Origin of the sequence: Streptomyces sp. VRA16 Mangrove soil, assembly GCF_017377775.1 — a bacterium.
Lineage (GTDB): Bacteria > Actinomycetota > Actinomycetes > Streptomycetales > Streptomycetaceae > Streptomyces.
On the sequence record NZ_JAFVLN010000001.1, the window covers coordinates 253,249 to 275,841 of the forward strand.

A 22,593-nucleotide genomic window follows, 5' to 3' on the forward strand; every position below is an offset into this window, starting at 1 on the left:
TGACGTGACAAATGAGAAGGTTAGTGCCAGCCAAATGGGTCTCATCTTGATTGTGGGGGTGCGGTCGGCACGCCGCCCATGTGCACCGCTTCCGGAAAGGGAAGTCCTGATGTCGAAGGCACAGAAGTCCGCGGCACCCGCGGCAGGTGGCGTGACCGCGGCCATGAGCGCGCTGATCCTCGCGGTCCTCCTGGCCGCCCTGGACCAGACGATCGTCTCCACCGCGCTGCCCCGGATAGCGCAGGACCTGAACGGGTTCGACGACATCGCCTGGGTCAGCGCCGCCTACCTCCTCGCCTCCACGGCCGTCACGCCGCTGTGGGGCAAGCTCGGCGACATGTTCGGCCGCAAGCGGCTCTACCTGGCGTCGACCTCGATCTTCCTGATCGCCTCGGTCGCCTGCGGCCTGGCACAGAACCTGCCCGAGCTGATCGGCGCCAGGGTCCTCCAGGGCGTGGGCGGCGGCGGCATGATCGTGCTGACCTTCGCTCTCGTCGGCGACATCGTCGCCCCGCGCGAACGAGGCCGCTACCAGGGCATGTTCGGCTCGGTCTACGGCGTCGCCAGCATCGTCGGCCCCCTGCTGGGCGGCGTTTTCACCGACCAGTTGTCCTGGCGCTGGGCCTTCCTGATCAACCTGCCCGTCGGCATCGTCGCCCTGGCCATCGCCGGCCGTGCGCTGCCCGCCGCCACCCGTGGCGCCAAGGCCCGCGTCGACTACCTCGGCGCGACCCTCCTGGCCGCCATCGCCACCGGCCTGGTCCTCGTCACGTCCTTCGGCGAGCGCTGGGGCTGGGGGTCGCCGGCCATCGTCGGTCTGATCCTCGGCACCGTCGCCCTCGGCGCCGCACTGATCCCGGTCGAGCGCCGCGCCGCCGCCCCGGTCCTGCCGCCGGCCATGCTCGGCTCCCGGACCGTGGTCTTCTCCTCGCTGATCGCCTTCTTCGCCAACGCCGCGATGTTCTCGGTCCTGGTCTACCTTCCGACCTACCTGCAGATCGTCCACGGAGTCTCGGCCACGCTGTCCGGCATCCACATGCTGCCGCTGGTCGCCGGCCTGGTCGTCAGCCAGTCGCTGGCCGGACGCTGGGCCGTACACGTAGAGCGACTGCGGACGATCCTGCTCGCCGGCCTCGCCGCCAACCTCGTCGGGCTGATCCTCCTGGGCACGATCGGCGCGGCCACCAACACCCTCGTACTGAGCGTCTACTTCCTCATCACCGGCGTCGGCATCGGCATGGTCCCCATGGTCGTCCTGACCAGCGTCCAGAACAGCGTGCCCGCCGCCGACCTCGGAGCCGCCAGCGCCGTCGTCACCTTCTCCCGCTCCATCGGCGCCGCCTTCGGAGTCGCCGTCTTCGGCGCCCTGCTCAACAGCGGCTTCGCGAGCCGCACCCACGCCCTGCCGACCGCCGGTGGCTTCGACGCCGCCCGCCCCGACACCATCGGCCGGCTGCCCGTCGCCCTGCGCGACACCGCACTGGACGCCTTCGCCCACGCCACGGCCATGGGATACGTCTGGATCGCGCCCACCCTCGCCGTCGGCATCGTGCTCGCCCGCTTCCTGAAGCCGGCCCGCAGGACTGACGACGAAGTCGGCACCCTCGAGACCTCCGAGACCTCCGAGACCTCCGAGACCACCGAGACCTCCGAGACCTCCGAGGCCACTGCCGCCGACGTCAAGGAAACGGTCCGGGCCGCCTGACGCGCCGCACCACGCGACCTCGACCGGCCGTCGCCCGCACCGGGCGCCGGCCGGTCGCGCGTTTCCAGGGCTGCCCCTCCACCCGCCCCGCAACTGCGGCAGCCCGGCCCGACGCAACCTCGGCTCCCACCGTCAAGTGACTGATGCGCGCGGTTTGTCCGTCCGGCCAGGCTGAGGACGGCCGACACCTTCGACACCGAGAAGAGGATCCGGCGTGACACCGGTCGTCCAGCAACGTTCGCTGACCAGCAGCAACCCCGTACTCTCCCGGCCGCAGTTCGGGCGGCGCGGCGGACCGAAGACGGCGGCCCGGGATCCGCGGACCGGGACCGCAGTCCCCCAGGGACGGACCACGACCGGACAGGACCCGTTCCGCGCGGACGAGCCCGCGTCCCTGCCCTTCCCCGTCGCCGACCTGATGACGAGCGAGGGCGTCGTCTCCCGCGCCGCGGCCGGGCTCGCGGTGAGCACCCTCGCGGCGATCCTCGTCTGGACGGCACTGCCGCACACCGGGATCGGCACGTCCGCCGCGTACGCCATCGCCGCCGGGGCCGGTCTGGCCGCCGCGGCACTGGTGGTGCTCCAGCGCCACCGCAAACGGTCGTCGTCCGCCCTGACCCTCACGTTCGCCGCGGTCCAGGGCGTGTTCCTCGCGGTGCTCTCGGCCACCGCGTCCAGCCACCTCTCACCAGGTGTCTTCGTCCAACTGGTGCTGGGGACGATGGCCGCGTGTGCCGGAGTCCTCTGCGCCCGCGCGCTCCACTGGATGCGGGCGGGCCGCCGCTGGTGGCCGTCGGTCGGTGCCGGACTGCTCGGACTGGGGTTCCTCGCGCTCGCCGACCTGGCGCTGGTCCCGTTCATCGGCGCCGCGGGCCTGGGCCTGCGCCCCGCAGGTCTCGCGGTCCTGATGGGCGTCCTGGGTGTCGTCCTCACGGTGCCTTTCCTGTCCCTGCACTTCGGAAAGGTCGCGGACGGCATCGCGTGCGGCGCTCCCCAAGAACTCTCCTGGACAGCCGCGTTCGGCCTGACCCTGACCCTGACCTGGTTGTACGTGGAGACCGTCCGGCTGCTGACCCTCTACCCGGCCGACGAACTCTACTGATCGCAGGTCGGCCGGAACGGGCTCAACCCACCCGGCTCGGCCGGGAGGAGTACGTCTTCGGGCGTGGTGCCGGATGGCTGGACGTGCTGCCCCGAACCGGCACATGTGTGCCCCGAGGCGCGGCGCTCCCGGTCGGTCGGCAGTCAGATGACGGATGTTCCCGGTCGCCGCCTCCGGAAGACTCGGTGTCACACCACGCGGACACCGGCACGGAGGGGAGAACACATGACGAGGTACGGCACAGCGCATCGGCCCGTTCTCACCGTGGTTCCGGACTCCGCGGCCGAGCAGGGGCCCGTCGGGCTGTCCGCGCTGACACAGGCACCGATGCCCGCCGACGTGCGGGGCGCGATCGTGACGCCCGTGCACGGACGGCTGATGGCGACCTGGATGCCGTTGCGCGGACCGTCCCGCGTCCCGCAGGGCCGTGTCCTGCTGTCCTGGACGTGCACGGACGAGGGCCGCACGGACGTCACGGCCCAGCTGGGTCTCGCCGGCACGCAGACGCTGCTGGCGGTCTGGCCGGGCCTGCGCGGTGAGTGGTCCGGTGTGGTGCACCCCACCGTCGCGGAGGTGACGGAGCTGCACGCCGCGCTCCGCCTGGCCACCGCGGTCCTCGACCGGTTGGCCGAATGAGCTGACAGCCCGCGGATACACGAACGGACCGGCCCGTGGGGAGAGGGCCGGTCCGTTCGTGTGCACGGTCCGAGTGAGTCACGTCCAGCAAGTTGGCCGGCAAGGGGGCTGACGAGGCGGGCGGTCGGCTCCCGGGGCGCTACAGGATGCCGACGCCCGCCGGTTCGGCGTCCGCCCGCAGTGCCGTAGCGGACGCGAGGATGCGCAGGGCGTCGTGGGAGGGGCTTCCGGTCTCCGCGGTCAGGACCATCAGGCGCTGCCCGTCGGCGTCGGAACCGGACCACGTGTCGCAGTCCAGGGTGAGGTCGCCGACCAGAGGGTGGCGGTAGTGCTTGGTGCCGTACGTCGCACTGTTGACGCGGTGTTCGGCCCACCAGGCGCTGAAGTCGGCGTCCCGCAGGGTCAAGTCGCCGACCAGGCGTGCGAGTTCGGGGTTGTCGGGGTCTGCCCCCGCCTCCATGCGCAGCGCGGCGACGGCGTCGCGTGCGTCGTGCGCCCACTCCCGGTGCAGGCCCCTGATCGCGGGGTCGGTGAACATCAGGCGCAGGTAGTTGCGCTCGGCCGTCGGGATCGCGGCGAAGTCGGTGTACAGCGCGACGGCGGCACGGTTCCACGCCAGGACGTCCAGGCGCTTGCCGAGGACGAGCGCGGGCGTCTCGCCGAGCTGGGCCAGCAGTCGGCGCATGGCGGGCCGCACCCGCTGGACGGGGCGGCGCGTACGGCGCGGCAGGTCGTCCGTCCGCCCGGCCACCTCGTAGAGATAGCTCTGCTGGTCCTCGTCGAGGCGCAGGGCGCGGGACAGGGTGTCGAGGACGGCCGCGGAGGCGCGCACGCGGCCCTGTTCGAGCCGGGTGTAGTAGTCGACGCTGATCGCGGCGAGCAGGGCGACCTCCTCGCGGCGCAGCCCGACGACGCGGCGGGCGGAGTCCGTCTCGGGCAGTCCGCACGCGCGCGGGTCCAGCTCGGCCCGGCGGGCCTTGAGGAAGGCCCCGAGCGTACGGGCGTCGGAGTGGGCGTTCATGGCGTTCGATCTCCTGTGATCCGTACACCGGTGAGGTGTGCCCGGTGCGGTGCTCGGTGCCGCCCGAGGGCGGCGGGACCGGAAGTCCCGCCGCCCTGCGAGGGGTTCAGCGAACGGTGGCGCGGGCGGCCCGCTCGATCACGTCGGCCACCAGACGGGGGTGGGAGACCGCGACCGAGTGGGAGGCGGCGACCTCGGTGGTGTGCGCGTGGGCGCGCTCGGTCATGAAGCGCTGCACGGCGACGGGGATGTTGAGGTCGTCCTTGGTGACGACGGCCCAGCTGGGCTTGGTCCGCCAGGCCGCGGTGGTGGCCTTCTCCTCCAGGGCGGCCTGGGCGATCGGCCGCTGCTCGGCGGCCATCAGAGCGGCCTGCCCCGCGGGCACGTCGGCCGCGAACTGGTGGCGGAACTTGTCCTGCCGGATGTACAGGTCGGTGGCGGTGGAGCCGTCGGCCTGCTGGTAGGTGACCGGGTCCAGGGCGTCGGGGAGCGTCGAACCCGGGTACTTGTTGGTCAGTTCCAGGGCGCTCTCGCCGGGGGCGGGCAGGAAGGCCGCGACGTAGACCAGGGCCTTGACGTCGGGGTCGCCGGTGACGGCCTGGCTGATGACGTTGCCGCCGTAGGAGTGGCCCACGACGATCTTCGGGCCCTTGACGTGGTCGAGGACCGTGCGCAGGGCGGCGGCGTCGGAGGCCGGACCGCGCAGCGGGTTGGCGGCGGCGACGACCGGGTAGCCGTCGGCGCGCAGGTCGGTGATGACGCCGTTCCAGCTGGAGCCGTCGGCGAAGGCGCCGTGCTCCAGGACGATGGTCGGCTTGGCGTGCCGGCCGGCGTCGGTGGCCCCGGCGGCTGCGGGCGCTCCGTTGGCGGTGCCGCTGAGGGTGAACGCGCCGAGCGCCAGCCCCGCCGTGGCCGCCGCGAGGGCGCCCGTGGTCAGCCTCTTGCGGCCGCCCTTGATGGTCACCATGACAATTCCCTCTCAGATGTATCGGTACATGAGGTGAGCCGGTCACGCCGGCTCGTCACCGCTCTAACTGGTGATTCAATTTTCCACGCCGCTCGTCACTCGTCAAGACGGTGACTCAATGCGGAGCTGTGGTGTGAAGGTGCTGCTTCGCCCAGGGGTCCCGCACGATGATGTCCGCCAGCGCCGCAGCGCAGCCCGCGAGCATCCGCTCGCCCTTCTCCGCGCCGGCCACCCGGGCGTCGCCCGCGACCCCGGTCTGCGTGATCCGTTCGAAGGGCACGGCCATGTACAGCGGGTCGGTGGACTCCGCGGGCAGCGTGATCCGCGGCCCGTGGGCCTGCGCCAGGTGCTCCTCGCGGATCAGGCCGGGGTGGGCCGCCATCATCATGGACGTCTCGCCCTCGCAGGCGTGCATGAGGCCGTCCTGGGCCTCCAGGGTGTCCCGCACCACCTCCCGTCCGGCGCCGAAGTAACTGGCGAACGCGATCGGCGTCGACAGCTCCACGGTCAGTTCGGTGGTGAGGGCGTTGAGGGCGGTCATGTTCCCGCCGTGCCCGTTGACGACGAGGATGCGGGAGAAGCCCGCCCGGATCACGGACCGGCAGATGTCACGCAGCAGCGCGTGCAGGGTCGGCAGGCTGAGTGTGAGGGTGCCGCCGAACGCCATGTGGTGCTCCGACAGGCCGGTGGGGATCGAGGGGGCGACCACCACCCCGGTGTGCTCGGCGGCCAGTACCGCCGCCCGGTGGCACACCTCCGTGGCGAGGAAGTCGTCGACGCCGGTGGGCAGATGGGGCCCGTGCTGCTCGGTGGCCCCGATGGGGATCATCACCACCGCGTCCCGTGCCGCGAGGGCACGCAGGTCGGCGGCGGTCAGCCGGTTCCACTGGACTTCGGTCATCTGGGACTCCTCCTGGACGAGCGCCGGCGCGGGGGGTGAGGCACCGGACCGATGACGGGTGCGGGAACTCAGAGGTGGTCGGCGTCGACCACGGCCTGGGCGAAGGCGGTGGGCGCCTCCTGCGGCAGGTTGTGCCCGATGTTCGTGATCAGGCGGTGCAGGTACGGGCCGGTGAAGTGGTTGCGGTATCCGGAACCGTCGCCGGGCGCGGCGGTGAAGGGGTCGAGCGCCGCGTCGAGGGTGACCGTCGGCACGTGGATGGCGGGCTGCGGCGCCGCGAGCTGCTTCTCGTAACGGTCGTAGCGGGGCTCGCCCTCGATGAGGCCGATGCGCCAGCGGTAGTTGAAGAGCACGATGGCCGCGTAGTCGGGGTTCTTGAAGGCCTCGGCGGTGCGGTTGAAGACCTCGTCCGAGAAGTTCCAGTTCGGCGAGACCAGCGTCCACACGTAACGGCACAGGTCGATGCGCTTCGTCTCGTCCTCCATGGCCTTCTTGCCGCGCTCGGAGGCGAAGTACCACTGGTACCACCAGTTGTGCTCGGCGGCCGGAGGGAGGGGGTTCATCTGCGCCTTGACGTCGGTGATCAGGTAACCGCTGGTGGAGACCAGCGACTTGACGCGCTCGGGCCACAGGGCGGCGATGATGTCCGCGGTGCGCGAGCCCCAGTCGAAGCCGGCGAGGGTCGCCTTCGGGATCTTCAGGGCGTCCATGAACGCGATGATGTCGAGCGCGATCGCGGACTGCTCGGCCGTGCGCGGGGTGTGCCGGGACAGGAAGCGGGTGCTGCCGTGGCCGCGCAGGTAGGGAACGAGGACGCGGTAACCCTGGTCGGCGAGGAGCGGGGCGACGTCGACGAAGCTGTGGATGTCGTACGGCCAGCCGTGCAGCAGCAGCACGACCGGGCCGTGGGCCGGGCCGAGTTCGGCGTAACCGATGTCCAGGACGCCCGCCCTGACGTGCTTGATCGTCTCGAACTCCGTGTGGGTGCCGGGGGTGATCGTGGGCACGGTGGGGGCGGTCGAACCGCCGGTCCGCTGTGCGGCGGTCGCCGCGGACGAGGTGCCCTGCAGGCCGGCCAGCGAGACCGCGGCCGCGCCGGTGCCCAGGCCGACGGCCTTGTTGAAGGTACGCCTGTTGATCATGTCAAACCCTCTCGTGCGTTCACGGTGAGCCGGTCCGCGGGAGGCGGACGGCAGGTGTGTGGGCCCTGTCCCACAGGATCGGGACCGATGCCACATACTCTCGCCCGTCACGTAACCGGCTACATCAGTCATCTGACGGTAGGACGCGGGGAGTTGCGCGGAGAGTCATCCGACTGAGGGAAGAACGTGTGTGGGGGAGGCCCTTGGGGACACCCGGTGCGCCGCTCGGGCTGTCGAGGGTGTGCGGTCAGTGGTGATGCCGTGCTCCGATGCCGTGCAGAAGTGTGTCGACCGCCAGGTCGGCCGCTCTCCCGGGACTCAGGTGTGCCTGCCGGGTCGAGGCCAGGGAGAGCAGCTCGGGCAGCAACACCCTGGCCCAGCCCTCCGGTTGTTCCCGGCCGATCAAGCCCTCCTCGGTGGCCCGGTGCAGAAAGGCGTCGACCTCGGCGATGCAAGCGTCCCGGCGCCGGCGAACGGCCCCGTCGGCGAGCATGCGGGTGAGGTCGACGGGCCAGGTGCGGTTGACGGCGATGATGTTCTCGACGTAGCGGTGCAGGGCGACGGCGACGGGTGCTTCGCGCAGGCGGGCGTCCTCGATGGCGCGCTCGATGGCTTCCAGGCGGGATGCGTAGATCGCGGCGAGGAGTTCCTCGCGGGAGACGAAGCGGCGGTAGACGGTGCGGCGGTCCACGCCTGCCTCGGTGGCGATGCTCGCGATGCTCGTGCCGGGGTCGGCGGCGAGCATGCGTGCCCCGGTCGTCAGGACTGCTTCCAGATTGCGTGCTGCGTCGGCTCTCATCTCTCAACCGTAACCACAGTGAGGCGGATGGCCGCGAGTAAACCACTTCTATGTGAACCTAATAAAAAGAAGTGCTACATTGAAGTGGCAGTTAGAGATGGTGCCGCAACGGACCGACACACGCACTGGGAGAGAGAAAGCGCATGATCACCTACGATCGTCTGTTCATCGGTGGTTCCTGGGTCGAGCCGAGCAACCCCGCGCTGCTCGACATCGTCTCCCCGCACGACCAGTCGCGGATCGGCCGCGTGGCCCAGGCCCGGCCCGCCGACATCGACCGGGCCGTGGCCGTGGCCCGCGCGTCGTTCGACCGGGGGGAGTGGCGGCTGACCCCGCCGGCGGAGCGGATCGCGCTGCTGCGCCGCTTCAACGCGCTGCGCGAGGAGAACGCGGAGAAGGCCGCCCACCTGATCTCCCTGGAGAACGGCTCGGCCGGCTGGTTCACCCGGGCCGGGCAGCCCGGCCTGACCCGGCAGGCGAACGCCTACCTGAAGGCGGCGGAGGAGTTCGGCTGGGAGGAGACGCTCGTCCCCTCGGACCCGGACTCCCCGGTGCGCAGTGTGGTGCGCCGCGAAGCGGTCGGTGTCGTCGCCGCGGTGATCCCGTGGAACTCGCCCTTCTCCTCGGCCACTTCGAAGATCATCCCCGCGCTGCTCGCGGGTAACTCCGTGGTGCTGAAGGTCTCCCCGGAGAACTCGCTGAGCATGGGTTTCCTGGCCGAGCTCCTTGAGCGGGTGGGGCTTCCCGAGGGTGTGATCAGCGTGCTGCCCGCGGACCGCGAGACCAGTGAGCACCTGGTGTCGCACCCCGACGTCGACAAGATCGCCTTCACCGGCTCGACGCGCGCCGGCCGCCGGATCGCCTCGATCGCGGGCGAGCAGCTCAAGCGGGTCAGTCTGGAACTGGGCGGCAAGTCGGCGGCCGTCATCCTCCCCGACGCCGACATCCAGAGGGCTGTCGCGGGCCTGAAGTTCGGTTCCCTGCTCAACAACGGCGAGTCCTGCATCGCCCAGACCCGCATCCTGGCCCCGCGCGAGAAGTACGAGGAGGTCGTGACGGCGCTGAAGGAGCTGGTCGGCTCGCTGAAGGTCGGCGACCCGAACGACCCCGACACGTTCATCGGCCCGATGATCCGCCCCGACCAGCAGCAGCGGGTGCGCGACTACATCCAGCTCGGCATCGAGGAGGGCGCCCGACTGGTCGTCGGCGGCCCGCAGATCCCCGAGGGCTTGGAAAAGGGCAACTACGTGACGCCGACCGTCTTCGCGGACGTGGACAACTCGATGCGGATCGCGCAGGAGGAGATCTTCGGCCCGGTGCTGGTGGTCATCGCCTACGACGACGAGGATGACGCCGTCCGGATCGCCAACGACTCCGAGTACGGCCTGTCCGGCGGCATCTGGTCGGCCGACGAGGAGCACGCGCTGGCGATCGCCCGCCGCATCCGCACCGGCACCGTGACCGTCAACGGCGCGTCCGTCGGCTTCGACGGTCCCTTCGGCGGCTTCAAGGCCAGCGGTATCGGCCGCGAGTACGGCGCGGTCGGCCTCGGCACCTACACCGAGTACAAGACCGTCACCGTCTGACCGGTGTGCGGGACACGAGCGGATCGCGGAAGAACCGCCGACGGCGGCAGACGGTCGGACCGTCTGCCGCCGTCGGCGGTTCCCAGGGGCGTCGTCAGGCGGTGATCGCCTGCGCCTCGTACGGGTCAGAGCACCGCGTTGTCGGCGGCGCCGGGGAAGTCGGTGCTGAGCGCCAGCTCCCGGCCGGCTTCGAACTCGGCCCGCAACTGGTCGAGTTTGACGCCGATGCGCCGCTGGGCGTCGCTGCCCAGGACGACCCAGTGCGCCGGCTTCGGCGCGTGGACGGCCTGCACGATCGCCTCCGCGGCCCGCGCCGGGTCACCGGGGAACATCTCCGGCGTCAGGTTGCCCATCATCGCGCGGAACACGCCGGCCGTGGCGGCGTAGTCCTCGATGGCCGCACCGGAGACCTTCGTCCGGTTCTCGATACCCGTGCGGAAGGAACCGGGCTGGATGATCATCGCGTGCAGGCCGATCGGCTCGATCTCCTGCCACAGGGCCTCGGTGAAGCCCTCCAGTGCGAACTTGCCGGCTGAGTAGTAGCCGTTCGCGGGCAGGCTCGCGAGACCGTCCATGGAGGAGACGTTGACGACGGTGCCGCTGCGCCGCGCGCGCATCCCGGGCAGCACCGCCCGGGTGAGGGCGACCGCGCCGAAGAAGTTGACCTCGAACAGCCTGCGGTAGTCGCTCTCCTCCTGCTCCTCAAGGGCCCCGACGAAGTCGATGGCCGCGTTGTTGACGAGGATGTCGATGCCGCCGAACCGCTCCTCGGCGGCGCGCACACCGGCCAGCCGGTCCTCGGCGTCGGTGACGTCGAGCTTCACCGCGAGCGCGGTCTGCGGGTAGCGCGCGGCCAGTTCGGTGGTGGCGCGCGTCGAGCTGGCCGTCGCCACCACCTGGTCGCCCAGGGCCAGTACGTGTTCGGCCAGGGCCTTGCCCAGTCCGCTGGAAGCGCCGGTGATGAGCCAGGTCTTACGAGACATGGAGTGATCTCCTTCGGAACGTGATCGGAACGGTGAGAGGTGTGTCGTAGGTGTCGTAGGTGTCGTAGGTGTCGCAGGAAAGACAGGACAGGCGGGAGGGGGATGCGGCGGGAGGCGGAGGGCTACGCGCCGGCGGGGAAATCCGCGGCGCCGCTGGCCGCGGCCCACTTCCGCGTCTCCGCGGCCCGTGCCTCGCCCGCCTCCAGTGCCACGGTCACCGCCTGGGCGCCGAGCAGGAGACGGCGCGGCGGGTCGTCGTCGCGCACGACGTCGATCAGCACCTTGGCCGCGCGGACCGGGTCGCCGGGCTGATGGCCGTTGTTCTGCGCCCGGTACTTGTTCATGGCGCCGACGGTCTCCTCGTAGTCGGCGCCCACGGTGTGCAGCTCCATCGACGAGCCCTGCCAGTCGGTCCGGAAGGCACCGGGCTCCACGATGACGACCTTCACCCCGAACGGGGCGACCTCGCCCGCCAGGACCTCGGAGAAGCCCTCCACCGCGAACTTGGCGCTCTGGTAGGCGCCCATGCCCGGGGTGCCGCCGACCCGTCCGCCGAGCGAGGAGAACTGCACGAACGTCCCCGAACGCTGTCCGCGCAGGACGGGAAGCGCGGCCCGGGTGACGTTGACGACCCCGAAGAAGTTCGCCTCGAACTGGGCGCGGAAATCGGCTTCCGCCATCTCCTCGATGGGGCCGCTGTTGGCGTACCCGGCGTTGTTCACCACCACGTCGAGGCGGCCGAAGGCGTCGACGCCCGCCCGCACCGCCGCCTGTGCGGCGGCCGGGTCGGTGACGTCCAGTGCGACCGTTCGCACTCGGTCGCCGTGGCGGGCGACCAGGTCGGCCAGTTGCTCCGGACGCCGGGCCGTCGCCACGAGCCGGTCACCGGCCGCGAGGACCGCTTCCGCCAAGGCGCGCCCGAAACCTCGGGACGCGCCGGTGATCAACCATGTCGTAGCCATGAGAGTGCCCTTCTCGTCTCTTGCCGTCTTGTTCGCTCGCCACGGAGCGGGGCGAGCGGGGGAGTCGTCTCTCACTCTGTCCACCGGAGACGCATCGGTCCTGCGTCGATTGGCTGTCTGTTGTCGAGCGCCGGATCGGGGTGGGCGGCGACACGTACGTCATTGGACTGATCCGGCCGGGAGCGTGAGCGGCTGTCACTCAGCACAGATACGTGTCTTGGTGCTTGCAGACGTGTGAGAGTGCCGGACGATGCGTACGCTCGGCCGCGGAAGGCTCGGGCCGAGAATCCGGTCGCGATTCCGAGAATCGTCCGTAACCGTCTTGACGGGTGACGCGATGAGTTGCCATTCTTTAGTCACCGCCTCAACTGGTGACGCAATGGGCGTCCGGTTAGGGCACCACAACTTTTCGATCCAGGTTCCAGGTTCCTGGACCAAGATGGGGAGCATCAGCCATGGCAGTCAGCTACACCGCCGTTGTCGACGTCGACGGAGAAGGCCGCAACGGCGGTCGCGTCCGCTCCTCCGACGGCCTGCTGGCGACGAGCCTCGCCCTTCCCGAGGAGCTCGGCGGCGCCGGCGGCGCGACCAACCCCGAGCAGCTCCTGGCCGCCGGCTGGGCCGCCTGCTTCCTCGGCGCCCTGCGCCGCGCCGCCACCACCCGCAGGATCCGGCTGACGAGCACCTCCATCACCGCCGAGATCACGCTCACCCACGGCGACGACGGCGAGTTCTCCCTCTCCGCGGTCCTCAGTCCCGTACTCGGCGGTGTCGACCGGGCCACGGCTCAGGCGCTGGCCGAGGCCGCCCACCAGATCTGCCCGTACTCCAAGGCGCTGCGCGGCAACATCCCCGTCGCCATCCACGCCGACGCCGCCGCCTGATCCACCCCACCCATCCGAACGGCCCGAAGAGCGAGGACAGGACATGGCTATGCAGACATACACGGACGGACGGACCGTCAGGCACTTCCGTCCCGCTCGGGAGGCTGTCTCCGCCCGGTCGCCGCTCCCGGACGAGGCCGGCCCCGAGGGGCGCGCCTGGCCGACGGACGTACAGGTGTGGAACTGGGCGGAGAGCGCAACGCTGTTCGGGTACGGCCCGAGCGCCTCGAACTTCTTCTGATAATGCCTGAGTTCAGGCTTCTGAGTTCAGGCTTCGGAGTTCAGGTTTCGGAGTTCAGGCGAGCCGGCTCAGCGGTGCGGGCAGTGCCGGGTGAGCGCGGTCTCGACGGCGCCGGCCATCGCGCTCTCACCCATGGCATTGGGATGCAGCGGCGCGGCCGGAGTCTGCGGGGCGAACGTCTCGATCCACCGCTCACCGGCCGGCCTGCACAGATCGTGACCGACCGTCGGGGCGTACGTGTTCACATAGGTCGCACCGGCGTGCCGGGCCTCGCGGGCCAGCATCGCGTTCAGCTCCTTCTCCTTGTCGCGCAACCAGGGGAAGTCACCCGCGGCCAGCGGCACGGAGCTGCTGGTGCAGCCCACGCCGTCGTCGGGGAAGAGGTCGGGGTAGCCGACCACCGCGACCCGGGCGTGCGGGGCCCGCTGACGGATCCCGCGCAGCACACCCGCGACCTTCGACCCGGTCAGGCCGATCGCCTCCGTGATCCGGTCCGTTCCGGTGTCCGTGAAGTGCGTCCGGCACGGGGCGCCGGCGGGGTCGCCGGACGTGAGCCGGGCACAGGTGCCGAGCACTGTCGAGAAACCGATGTCGTTGCCGCCGATGGTGAGCGTGACCAGGTCGGTGCCCCGGTCCAGCGCATCGAGCTGCGGCGCGACGCCGTCGGTCTGGGAAGCCGTCATGTCCTCGGTGGTGGCACCCGAGCAGGTCACGTCCGTCAGTCGTGCGGACCGTGAACGCGCCACCAGCGAGGGGTAGTTCTGGTCCGAGCGCGCGCAGACCGCGTCGACCTGGGTGGGCACGAGCGGCGCCGAGGCGTACGAGTCGCCGAGTGCGACGTAGTCCCTGGCCTGCCGGTTCGGGCTCTTCGGAGCCGGGCTCGCCGCGGCCGCCCCGACCGGAGCGAAGGCCGCCCCGGTGGCGAAGAGCGCGACACCCGCGGTCAGAGCGCGGCCGGCGCGGGAGACGGGAAGAAGTCTTCTCAAGATGTGTCCTTCCTCGATCGGTCGATGGGCGCTGACCCATCCAGAAGCAGAGCACCCGACATTCACACGTATCGCAAGACCTTCGGGGGCGCGGCTTCAGTAACGGATGCATCACCGCCGTCGATGCGCACCGTCAGGTGACTGATGCCGCACATGTCACCCCCGCCCAACACTTGGCCCATCACGGGATCACCGAAAGCGAGAACACAACCATGGACATGAAGCTCGAAGTCGTCATCCTGCCCGTCTCCGACGTGGACCGCGCCAAGGACTTCTACGTGGAGCACCTCGGCTGGCGCCCGGACGCCGACTTCCCGATCCACGACGGCTACCGGATCGTGCAGGTCACCCCGCCCGGCTCGGAGTGCTCGATCATCTTCGGCGAGGGCCTGACCCGACAGGAGCCGGGCACGCTCCACGGGCTGCAGCTGACCGTCACCGACATCATCAAGGCCCAGGAGGAGCTGACCTCCTGCGGTGTGGAGGTCTCCGGCCCGTTCCGCGACGAGACCGGCGCCTTCCACCACGCCGGCGACGCCCACCGCGTCCTCGGGCCGCACCCTGAGCGGGCCAGCTATGGCACCTTCGCCGCCTTCAAGGACCCCGACGGCAACGAGTGGTTCCTCCAGGAAGTCACGGAGCGGGCCCCCGGCCGCTGAGCTCTCGAGACCCGGTCCCGGCGCGGCCGGCCACGCCGCCGCGCCGGGACCGTCACCCGGGACGGACCACCACGTACGTCCGCCCCCACCAGCACGACCACCGCGCCCGATTCGACCGGCCCGTCCCCGGAGGACCCATCCCATGGCGACCGACAACACCCGCACCTACGACGTCATCGTGATCGGCGCAGGCCCGGTCGGCGAGAACGTCGCCGAACGCACCGCGGCCGCGGGCCTGAGCACCCTCGTCGTGGAGAGCGAACTCGTCGGCGGTGAATGCTCGTACTGGGCCTGCGAACCCAGCAAGGCCCTGCTGCGTCCCGCTCTGTTCCGCGCCGACGCCGCGCACGTCCCGGGTCTCCACCCCGCCGTGCGGGGGCCGTTGGACGTCGAGGCCGTCCTCGCGCACCGCGACCGGATGTCCGCCGACCGGCGGGACGACGGCCAGGTCGCCTGGCTGAAGTCGGCCGGCATCGAGCTGCTGCGCGGCCACGGGCGCCTGACCGGGGAACGCGAGGTGATGGTGGGGACACCCGACGGCGGGACGGTCCTTTTGCGTGCCCGGCACGCGGTCGCCGTGTGCACCGGCAGCGGCGCGGCCCTGCCTCCCCTGCCCGGCATCGAGCGGGCGCGGCCCTGGACCAGCCGGGAGGCGACCAGCGCCCGGCAGGCACCGGGACGCCTGGTGGTCGTCGGCGCGGGTGTGGTCGGCGTCGAGATGGCCACCGCCTGGCAGGCGCTCGGCAGTCGGGTCACGTTGCTGGCCCGGGGCGGTCGGCTGCTGCCCGGAATGGAGCCCTTCGCGGGCGAACTGGTCACCGAGCGCCTGCGGGAGGCCGGTGCGGACGTGCGCTTCGACCTCCGCGTCGACGGTGTGGAGCGGGCGGGGGACGAGGTGCGGGTCACGCTGTCGGACGGGGGCCTGATCACCGCCGACGAGATCCTCTTCGCCACCGGACGCGTCCCGCGGTCACAGGACATCGGGCTCGACACCGTCGGCCTCGAACCGGGGGACTGGATCACCACCGACGACAGCCTCACCGTCACCGCCGTGCCGGGAAACTGGCTCTACGCCGTCGGGGACGTCAATCGCCGGGCGCTCTTCACCCACCAGGGCAAGTACCAGGCACGCGTCGCCGGGGCCGTGATCGTCGCCCGCGCCGAGGGGGAGCCGCTGGACACCGGCCGCTGGGCCCCGCACAGCAGCACCGCCGACGTCGAGGCCGTCCCGGGCGTCGTGTTCACCGACCCCGAGGTCGCCTCCGTGGGACTGACCGTCGCCGACGCCGAGCGCACCGGCCGCGACGTCGAGGTCGTCGACTACGAGATCGGACGTCTGGCGGGAGCTCTGCAGTACCGCACCGACTACCAGGGGAGAGCCCGGATCCTGATCGACCGGGACCGGCAGGTCGTCGTCGGGGCCACCTTCGTCGGGCCGGGCGTCGCCGAACTGCTGTACTCGGCCACCGTCGCCATCACCGGCGAGGTGCCCGTCGACCGTCTGTGGCACGCGGTACCGGCCTTCCCGACCATCAGCGAGGTGTGGCTGCGGCTGCTGGAGACGCGACGGGACGCGTGAACGACACCCTGCGGGCCGCGCGCTCGCGGCAGCCGGGTACCGGGCGGCCGCGGCCCGTGGGCGGGGCGCGGCCGGGCCCATGTGTACGGCTCGTCCGGACGGTCCGTGATCTCTGCCGGGTGGCACGTGTGGCTCGTGCGGCCCTGAGGGAGGTGTCAGTCGGAGTCGGCCGCCCCGCCCTGCTTGACCAGGGTGTACATCACGGAGCGCTGCTGCTTGTGCCGCTGGATACGTCCCTTGGCGACGAGCGACTCCAGAGTGTTCCGCACCACCTGAGGGGTGGGATTGCGGTCGGGGTGCTTCTTCAGGAGCTCGTCGCGCAGCTCCTTGGCCAGGCGCGGCTCGTCGTACTTGGCGAGCAGCTTCGTGAGCAGGTCACCCAGCAGGGGCTGACGCGGCTTCGCCGCCGCGCCGGTCTTCGCCGTGGTCCTCGCCGACGTGCTCTTCGCCGGCGCCTTGCGGCGCGAAGTGGTCCCGGTCGCAGCCCGCTTCGGCTTCGCGGCGACGTGCTCGTCCTGCAGCTGCTCCGGCAGCCGGGACGCGTCGGCGAAGCCCTCGTACCGCTCGGCGAGGCTGATGATGTCTCCCAGGAGGGCCTCCTCCTGCTTCAACATCGAGATCCGTTCCTTCAGCTCCTGCTGCAGGCGGCGGTTCTCCTCCAGATCCGATGCGGCTTGTTCCACGTACCGCGATCGGAGCGCGGCGGCTGACTGGCTGGTCACAACCGTTCACTCCCTCGTTATGGATGACGTTGCGCATGGTACCCACGTGCCAGGGCACCACACACAGGCAAGTGTCGACGCCAAACGGTTCGTCCGGCATGTTCGCTCTTCACGATAAGCGCAGATGTGCCTGGGGACGCAGGTAGTGCCTGCTCTTCTTCAGCCTTCCGAGGTCCGACGGCGTGACCCGCACAAATTGCTCTCGAACATACTGCCCAGTACGTGTGTCGTCGACCCCTCCGTCTGTGTGCGAAAGGTGAACGTGTGGAGGGAGTGATCCGTCGGCGGTTCGGCGCGGCACCTGCGCCCTGCGCCCTGGGTCCCGGCCGAGACCGGAGGCTGCGGCCGGCGAGGAGCCGATGCCGCTTTCATCACCAGTTGAACAGGTGGCGCGAAGCCACCGCTTCGAAGGAGTACGGACCATGGCAGAAAAACCGCATCGGGAGGCCGGCGAAGGCGCACCGGTGGCGCGGCGCGCGATGCTCGGCGTGCTCGCCGCCGGGGCCGCGGGGCTCGCCGCGGCCCCCTGTCTCCAGCGCGGCTGGGAGGGCTTCCTCGGCGCCGCGTCCCAGCTCGACCCCACCGGCGCGACCGGGCTGCTGCCCAACCCGGGCGGCTTCCGGTACTACAGCGTCGTCGGCTCCGTGCCGCACAAGGGCGAGACGAACTATCAGCTGCGGATCACGGGCCTGGTGGACCGGCCCAGGAGCTACACCCTCGAACAGTTGCGGGCGTTGCCGCAGACCCGGGTCGTGCATGACGTCGTGTGCACCGACGGCTGGCGTGTGGAGAAGACACCCTTCGACGGGGTGAGGCTCGCGGACATCCTCGACGACGCCGGCGTGCGCTCCCCGGGTGCGGCGATCCGGTTCACCTGCTTCGACGGCGCCTACAGCGAGAGCCTCACGCTGGAACAGGCCCGCCGGTCCGACGTCCTGGTCGCGCTGAACATGCAGGACAAGCCCATCAGTCACGAGCACGGCGGCCCCGTCCGCCTCTACGTGGCGCCCATGTACTTCTACAAGTCGGCCAAGTGGCTGTCCGGCATCTCGGTCACCGACAAGGTCGTTCCCGGCTACTGGGAGGAGCGCGGATATGCCGTCGACGGCTGGCTCGACGACGCCGACCGGCGCAGCGGCGCGGCCTGAACCGCCCGGCCGGGTACGGCGGTTCAGCACCGCCGAGCGCTGGATCCACCGGACGACCGGCTGTCTGATGCTGGTGTGCCTGGTCACCGCGGCCTGTCTCTACCTCGGGCCGCTGGCCCAACTCGTCGGACGGCGGCATCTGATGGTCACCCTCCACGAGTGGTCCGGCATCAGTCTGCCGGTGCCCTTTCTGGTGGGGCTGTTCTCCGCCGCCTTCCGTGCGGACCTGCGCCGGATCAACCGCTTCGCGGCGTACGACCGGCAGTGGCTGCGCGCCGTCCGCAGGCGCCGTACCTCGCCCGCGGCGCGACCGGCCGGCAAGTTCAACGCGGGACAGAAGCTCTACGCCGGCGGGATCGCCGGCGCCGTGCTGGTGATGATGTTCACCGGCCTGCTGATGTGGGTCATGGGGGTGCTGCCCTTCATCTCCCGTACCAGTGCGATCTTCGTGCACGACCTGCTCGCCTGGGCGATCACGTTGGTCGTGCTGGGACACATGCGCAAGGCCCGGCAGGATCCGGAGGCGCTACTGGGTATGCGCACCGGGTATGTCAGCAGGTCCTGGGCGCGGCGGCAGCACTCGAAGTGGCTGCCCGAGGAGCGCGCGGCGGAGACGGTCGCCGACGACCGTCGAATGACCTAGCGCCAACTCCTGTGCAGCGAGAGTCAATTGACTGTGGCTCCGCTGTGCGGCCCCGGGCAGAGTGATACCGGGCGATGTCGGGGCCATCCGAACGCCGGATGTTCGTGAGACCGCTTCCGTCACCGCTTTAAACGGTGATACGGTCTGGATCGGTCCTCGACATGTCATGAGACATGTACATGTGCTGCCGCAGGCGGGCGCACACCTACCTCTTGGATGGGAAATCGATGAAGAAGGCTCTGACGGTCATGGCGGCCGGTGTGCCGCTGGTCGCGGCGGCGGTCTGTCTGCCGACCGCGTCGGCGGACGAGACCCGGAACACCGCCACCACCACCGCCACCACCACCGCCGCCTGCGCGGCACCTTCCGTGAAGGCCCCGGCCGGTGCCCGGGTGGAGTCCGTGACGGCGGTCCGTGACGCCGGCGGCGCCATCCACGGCAGCGGTGTTCTCGGCGGCGACGTCTACGACGTACCGGCCTTCTGCAAGGTGACGGTCACCCTCACCCACCCGGGGCAGGACGACCACGCCACGGTGCAGACCTGGCTGCCGCTGGAGAAGTGGAACGGCCGTTTCCAGGCGATCGGTGGCAGCGCCTACGCCGCCGGGGACAACGGGGTCGGCCTCGGCACCGCGGTCAAGAACGGCTACGCGGTGACCACCACGGACGCCGGCGTCGGCGACGTCGTGGACACCAGCTGGGTCCTCGACGGCCAGGGGCGGATCAACCGCACGGCGCTGAAGAACTTCGCCTCCCGCTCCCAGCACGAGGCCGCTGTCGTCGGCAAGGAAGTCGTGAACGGCGTCTACGCCCAACGTGCCGCCTACTCCTACTTCACCGGCTGCTCCACCGGCGGACGCCAGGGCTACATGGAGGCCCAGGCCTACCCCGACGACTACGACGGCATCCTCGCGGACGCCCCCGGCATCAACTGGACCCAGTTTGAGGTCGCCACCCTGTGGCCGCAGGTGGTCCTGAACAACGAGAAGACCTATCCGACGGACTGCGAGCTGAAGGCCTTCACCGCCGCCGCCGTCAAGGCCTGCGACAAACTCGACGGTGTCACCGACGGTGTGGTCAACGACGCGTCCCGCTGCGACTTCGACCCCCGCCGGCTGATCGGCACCAAGGTCGTCTGCGACGGCAAGGAGCTGACCATCACGGTGGCCGACGCCACCGTCGTCCGCAAGATCTGGGACGGTCCGCGCACCACCTCGGGCCAGAAGCTGTGGTCCGGCGTCCCGATCGGCGCCGACCTCACGGGGCTGGCGCACTCTCAGCCCGACGCCGCCACCGGCGTCGTCAAGGGCGTTCCGTTCCCGGTCCCCGCCGCCTGGGTCCAGCTCTTCCTCGAGAAGGATCCGTCCTTCGACCTCACGAAGATCACCTACAGCGACTTCACGAAGCTGTTCCAGCAGTCCGTGGCCGAGTACGACGACGTCATCGGCACGAGCGACCCGGATCTGTCGGGCTTCCGCAAGTCCGGGGGCAAGCTCATCACCTGGCACGGCCAGGCCGACCAGTTCATCCCCACTCAGGGCACCGTGGACTACCGCAAGCAGGTCGAGCGGCAGATGGGCGGCTCCCAGCGGGTCGACGACTTCTACCGGCTCTTCCTCGCGCCGGACACCGACCACTGCGGCCTCAACGGCCAGGACGGTTCGGCCGACGGCCTCGCCGCGCTGACCGACTGGGTCGAGCACGGCAAGGCGCCCGAGACCCTGCCGGCCACGCTGATCAACGCCCAGGGCGAGCAGGTCGACCGCGACCTGTGCGCCTACCCCGAGGTGTCCCGCTACAAGGGCCACGGCGACCCGTCCCTCGCCGCCAGCTTCCGTTGCGTGTCCCCCTCCCGGCACTGACCGGGACCACCCCCTGACCTGAGAGGCCCGACCGACATGAGCACCCAGACCGCGACCCCGAAACCGGCCGGACAGACGGCCACCGGCGAACGTGCCTCCTTGCTGAAGCTGTACCTGAGCCGTGGCATCCTCGCCGTGGCGTGGGCCCTGGCCTTCGCCCGCGCCCACGAGGACGTCGACGCCGTGGCGATCACGCTGCTGGTCGTCTATCCGCTGATCGACGCGGTGTCCTCGCTGCTCGACCACCGCGCCACCCCCGAGGGCGCCGAGCGCCGGGTCATCGCGTTCAACGGGGTGCTCAGCACGCTGGCCGCCATCGCGCTCGGCGTCGCCGGTGCCGGCGGCGAGGCGCCGGTGCTCCATGTGTTCGGCGTCTGGGCCGTCGTCTCCGGACTCGCCCAGGTGATCGTCGGACTGCGGCGGCGCGGCGCGGAGTTCGGCAAGCAGTGGCCGACCCTGATCTCGGGCGGGCTGTCCTTCCTCGTCGGCATCACCTACAACATCCAGGCCGCAGGCGACCATCCGTCGCTGGACGTGCTGTCGGTGTACGCCACCGGCGGCGGCGTGTGGTTCATCCTCCAGGCCCTGCTGCTGGGCTGGGGGTCCCGCCAACTGCGGACCGCCTGACCGCCCTGACCCGCAAGAACGCCGCGGCCCGCGCCTTCGAAAGGCGCGGGCCGCGGCGTGTCCGCGTCACTCGTGCCGAGGGTCAGCCCACCCGGTAGCGCACCGGCAGGGACAGCACCCCGCGGATGATGCCGGAGCCGATCCACTCCAACGAGTCCGCAGGTACGGCCAGTTCGAGCTCGGGGACACGGGCGAGCAGGACGCGCAGGGCGATCGCCGCCTCCAGACGGGCCAGCGGAGCGCCCAGGCAGTAGTGGATGCCGTGCCCGAAGGCCAGATGCCGGGCGCCCGGCCGGGACACGTCGAGCACCGCGGGGTCACCGGTCTCGGCCTGCGGGGCGTCGCGGCCCGCCGAGCCGAGCGCGACGACGACCATGCTGCCCCGGGGGACCGGCACCCCGCCCAGCCGGATGTCCTCGGCCGCGTAACGGCTCGTGGAGCGCTCGACGGAGGTGTCGTGGCGCAGGAACTCCTCGACCGCTCCGGCCGTCAGATCGGGCCGCTCGCGCAACAGGCGCAACTGGTCGGGGTGTTGGAGCAGCGACAGCAGCGCGTTGCCCAGCAGGTTCACCGTGCTCTCGTGGCCCGCGACGACCAGCATCATGGCCGTGCCCACCAGTTCCTCCTCGGTGAGCCGGCCGTCCTCCTCGTCGCGCACGGCGACCAGCGCGGACAGCAGGTCGTCCCGGGGATCGCGCCGCTTGTCCGCGACCAGGCCGGCCAGCATCGCGTGCAGTCCGGCCAGCGCCGTGCGGTGGTCCGGCGACGCCACCTGGAGCGCCTGTGCCGACCAGCGGCGGAAGTTGCGGTGGTGCTCCTCGGGGATGCCGAGGAGTTCGGCGATCACGGTGGCCGGCAGCGGGGCGTTGAACGCCTCGACGAGATCGGCCTCGCCCGCGGGCGGCAGCGCGTCGATCAAAGAGTGGGCGATCTGCTCGATGCGCGGGGCCAGTTCGGCCGTACGGCGCGGGGTGAAGGCGGCCGCGGCCAGGCGGCGCAGCCGGGTGTGCTCGGGCGGGTCGGCCTCCATCATCTGCGCGCCGAGCCCGACCGAGGGCTTGTGCAGGACGTAGCCCGCGGCGGCCAGTGCCTCGGCGGCGGGGGTGGCGTCCTTGAGCAGCGCGGGATGGGCCAGCGCCTCCCGGGCCAGGTCGTATCCGACCACCACCCAGCCCTTCAGCCCGAGATGGAACTCGGCCGGATGGATCGGCCCGAGCTCCCGCAGCCGGGCGTACCGCGCGGGAGCGTCGGCCTTGAACGCGGGATCGATGACCACGCGGCCGTCCCGATAAGGGTGTTCCTGGTGAGGGCTCATGACATGTGTCCTTCCCTTTCGCGGCGTCCTGCCGACGTCCTGAGAACGTGCGGAATCCGCCGCGGGTTCAGGCGGCGGATCCGGCGCACGGGTGTGCCTGAGGGGCACGCGCGTCGCGCGTGC

At 70.8% G+C, this 22,593-nt stretch carries 22 protein-coding genes; 12 read left to right on the forward strand and 10 right to left on the reverse strand.

Annotated features, from left to right (window positions below; genetic code table 11):
- Positions 1-109 precede the first annotated feature (109 nt).
- From J3486_RS01040 to J3486_RS01050, 3 genes are all read left to right on the forward strand, one after another.
- Positions 110-1,705 (forward strand): MDR family MFS transporter, encoded by a 1,596-nt coding sequence (locus J3486_RS01040; protein ID WP_229377309.1) that lies wholly within the window; start codon positions 110-112, stop codon positions 1,703-1,705.
- Between the two features lie 214 nt (positions 1,706-1,919).
- The gene (locus J3486_RS01045) at positions 1,920-2,807 is read left to right on the forward strand and encodes a Bax inhibitor-1/YccA family protein (RefSeq protein ID WP_207817989.1); all 888 of its coding nucleotides are present in this window, start codon (positions 1,920-1,922) and stop codon (positions 2,805-2,807) included.
- A 225-nt stretch (positions 2,808-3,032) separates the two neighbouring features.
- Positions 3,033-3,443, forward strand: a complete 411-nt coding sequence (locus tag J3486_RS01050; protein WP_229377311.1) for a hypothetical protein — start codon at positions 3,033-3,035, stop codon at positions 3,441-3,443.
- A 139-nt stretch (positions 3,444-3,582) separates the two neighbouring features.
- On the opposite strand, the gene J3486_RS01055 is transcribed toward J3486_RS01050, so the two are convergent.
- The 5 genes from J3486_RS01055 to J3486_RS01075 all read right to left on the reverse strand — a co-directional run bounded on the left by J3486_RS01055 (position 3,583) and on the right by J3486_RS01075 (position 8,219).
- The gene (locus J3486_RS01055; protein WP_207817990.1) at positions 3,583-4,464 is read right to left on the reverse strand and encodes a helix-turn-helix domain-containing protein; all 882 of its coding nucleotides are present in this window, start codon (positions 4,462-4,464) and stop codon (positions 3,583-3,585) included.
- 106 nt (positions 4,465-4,570) lie between these two features.
- Positions 4,571-5,431, reverse strand: a complete 861-nt coding sequence (locus J3486_RS01060) for an alpha/beta fold hydrolase (RefSeq protein ID WP_207817991.1) — start codon at positions 5,429-5,431, stop codon at positions 4,571-4,573.
- A gap of 115 nt (positions 5,432-5,546) precedes the next feature.
- Complete coding sequence (locus J3486_RS01065) at positions 5,547-6,332, reverse strand: creatininase family protein (RefSeq protein ID WP_207817992.1); 786 nt, start codon at positions 6,330-6,332, stop codon at positions 5,547-5,549.
- 68 nt (positions 6,333-6,400) lie between these two features.
- A complete protein-coding gene (locus J3486_RS01070; RefSeq protein ID WP_207817993.1) occupies positions 6,401-7,474 on the reverse strand; it encodes an alpha/beta fold hydrolase in 1,074 nt (357 codons plus the stop codon).
- Between the two features lie 247 nt (positions 7,475-7,721).
- Positions 7,722-8,219 (reverse strand): TetR/AcrR family transcriptional regulator, encoded by a 498-nt coding sequence (locus tag J3486_RS01075; RefSeq protein ID WP_207818884.1) that lies wholly within the window; start codon positions 8,217-8,219, stop codon positions 7,722-7,724.
- A 197-nt stretch (positions 8,220-8,416) separates the two neighbouring features.
- On the opposite strand from J3486_RS01075, the gene J3486_RS01080 reads away from it, so the two are divergent.
- Positions 8,417-9,859 carry an aldehyde dehydrogenase gene (locus J3486_RS01080; RefSeq protein ID WP_207817994.1) on the forward strand — a complete coding sequence of 481 codons (1,443 nt, stop codon included), beginning with the start codon at positions 8,417-8,419 and terminating at the stop codon, positions 9,857-9,859.
- A gap of 125 nt (positions 9,860-9,984) precedes the next feature.
- On the opposite strand, the gene J3486_RS01085 is transcribed toward J3486_RS01080, so the two are convergent.
- Complete coding sequence (locus J3486_RS01085; RefSeq protein WP_207817995.1) at positions 9,985-10,842, reverse strand: SDR family NAD(P)-dependent oxidoreductase; 858 nt, start codon at positions 10,840-10,842, stop codon at positions 9,985-9,987.
- A gap of 122 nt (positions 10,843-10,964) precedes the next feature.
- Entirely contained in the window at positions 10,965-11,804 is an 840-nt protein-coding gene (locus J3486_RS01090; RefSeq protein WP_207817996.1) for an oxidoreductase, read from the reverse strand.
- Between the two features lie 455 nt (positions 11,805-12,259).
- On the opposite strand from J3486_RS01090, the gene J3486_RS01095 reads away from it, so the two are divergent.
- Both J3486_RS01095 and J3486_RS01100 read left to right on the forward strand, forming a co-directional pair.
- The gene (locus tag J3486_RS01095) at positions 12,260-12,688 is read left to right on the forward strand and encodes an Ohr family peroxiredoxin (RefSeq protein WP_207817997.1); all 429 of its coding nucleotides are present in this window, start codon (positions 12,260-12,262) and stop codon (positions 12,686-12,688) included.
- A 43-nt stretch (positions 12,689-12,731) separates the two neighbouring features.
- Entirely contained in the window at positions 12,732-12,929 is a 198-nt protein-coding gene (locus J3486_RS01100; protein ID WP_207818986.1) for a hypothetical protein, read from the forward strand.
- Positions 12,930-12,997: 68 nt separating this feature from the next.
- Here J3486_RS01100 and J3486_RS01105 read toward each other — a convergent pair whose 3' ends face one another.
- Positions 12,998-13,915 carry an SGNH/GDSL hydrolase family protein gene (locus tag J3486_RS01105; RefSeq protein WP_207817998.1) on the reverse strand — a complete coding sequence of 306 codons (918 nt, stop codon included), beginning with the start codon at positions 13,913-13,915 and terminating at the stop codon, positions 12,998-13,000.
- A gap of 212 nt (positions 13,916-14,127) precedes the next feature.
- Between J3486_RS01105 and J3486_RS01110 the strand changes: the two genes are divergently transcribed.
- Positions 14,128-14,574 (forward strand): VOC family protein, encoded by a 447-nt coding sequence (locus J3486_RS01110; protein WP_207817999.1) that lies wholly within the window; start codon positions 14,128-14,130, stop codon positions 14,572-14,574.
- A 142-nt stretch (positions 14,575-14,716) separates the two neighbouring features.
- The gene (locus J3486_RS01115) at positions 14,717-16,153 is read left to right on the forward strand and encodes an NAD(P)/FAD-dependent oxidoreductase (RefSeq protein ID WP_207818000.1); all 1,437 of its coding nucleotides are present in this window, start codon (positions 14,717-14,719) and stop codon (positions 16,151-16,153) included.
- A 155-nt stretch (positions 16,154-16,308) separates the two neighbouring features.
- On the opposite strand, the gene J3486_RS01120 is transcribed toward J3486_RS01115, so the two are convergent.
- On the reverse strand, positions 16,309-16,875 hold the full coding sequence (locus tag J3486_RS01120) for a hypothetical protein (RefSeq protein WP_207818001.1): 567 nt from the start codon (positions 16,873-16,875) through the stop codon (positions 16,309-16,311).
- 479 nt (positions 16,876-17,354) lie between these two features.
- On the opposite strand from J3486_RS01120, the gene J3486_RS01125 reads away from it, so the two are divergent.
- The 4 genes from J3486_RS01125 (at position 17,355) to J3486_RS01140 (ending at position 21,155) form a co-directional block, all read left to right on the forward strand.
- The gene (locus J3486_RS01125; protein WP_307804702.1) at positions 17,355-18,023 is read left to right on the forward strand and encodes a molybdopterin-dependent oxidoreductase; all 669 of its coding nucleotides are present in this window, start codon (positions 17,355-17,357) and stop codon (positions 18,021-18,023) included.
- Complete coding sequence (locus J3486_RS01130) at positions 17,971-18,666, forward strand: cytochrome b/b6 domain-containing protein (protein ID WP_207818003.1); 696 nt, start codon at positions 17,971-17,973, stop codon at positions 18,664-18,666. Before J3486_RS01125 ends, J3486_RS01130 begins: the two co-directional genes overlap by 53 nt.
- Before the next feature lie 227 nt (positions 18,667-18,893).
- Positions 18,894-20,528 (forward strand): tannase/feruloyl esterase family alpha/beta hydrolase, encoded by a 1,635-nt coding sequence (locus J3486_RS01135; protein WP_207818004.1) that lies wholly within the window; start codon positions 18,894-18,896, stop codon positions 20,526-20,528.
- Positions 20,529-20,564: 36 nt separating this feature from the next.
- Positions 20,565-21,155, forward strand: coding sequence for a DUF308 domain-containing protein (locus J3486_RS01140; RefSeq protein ID WP_207818005.1), 591 nt, complete (start codon positions 20,565-20,567; stop codon positions 21,153-21,155).
- An 82-nt stretch (positions 21,156-21,237) separates the two neighbouring features.
- Here the strand turns inward: J3486_RS01140 and J3486_RS01145 are convergent, their stop codons facing one another.
- A complete protein-coding gene (locus J3486_RS01145; RefSeq protein WP_207818006.1) occupies positions 21,238-22,470 on the reverse strand; it encodes a cytochrome P450 in 1,233 nt (410 codons plus the stop codon).
- Positions 22,471-22,593: the final 123 nt, after the last annotated feature.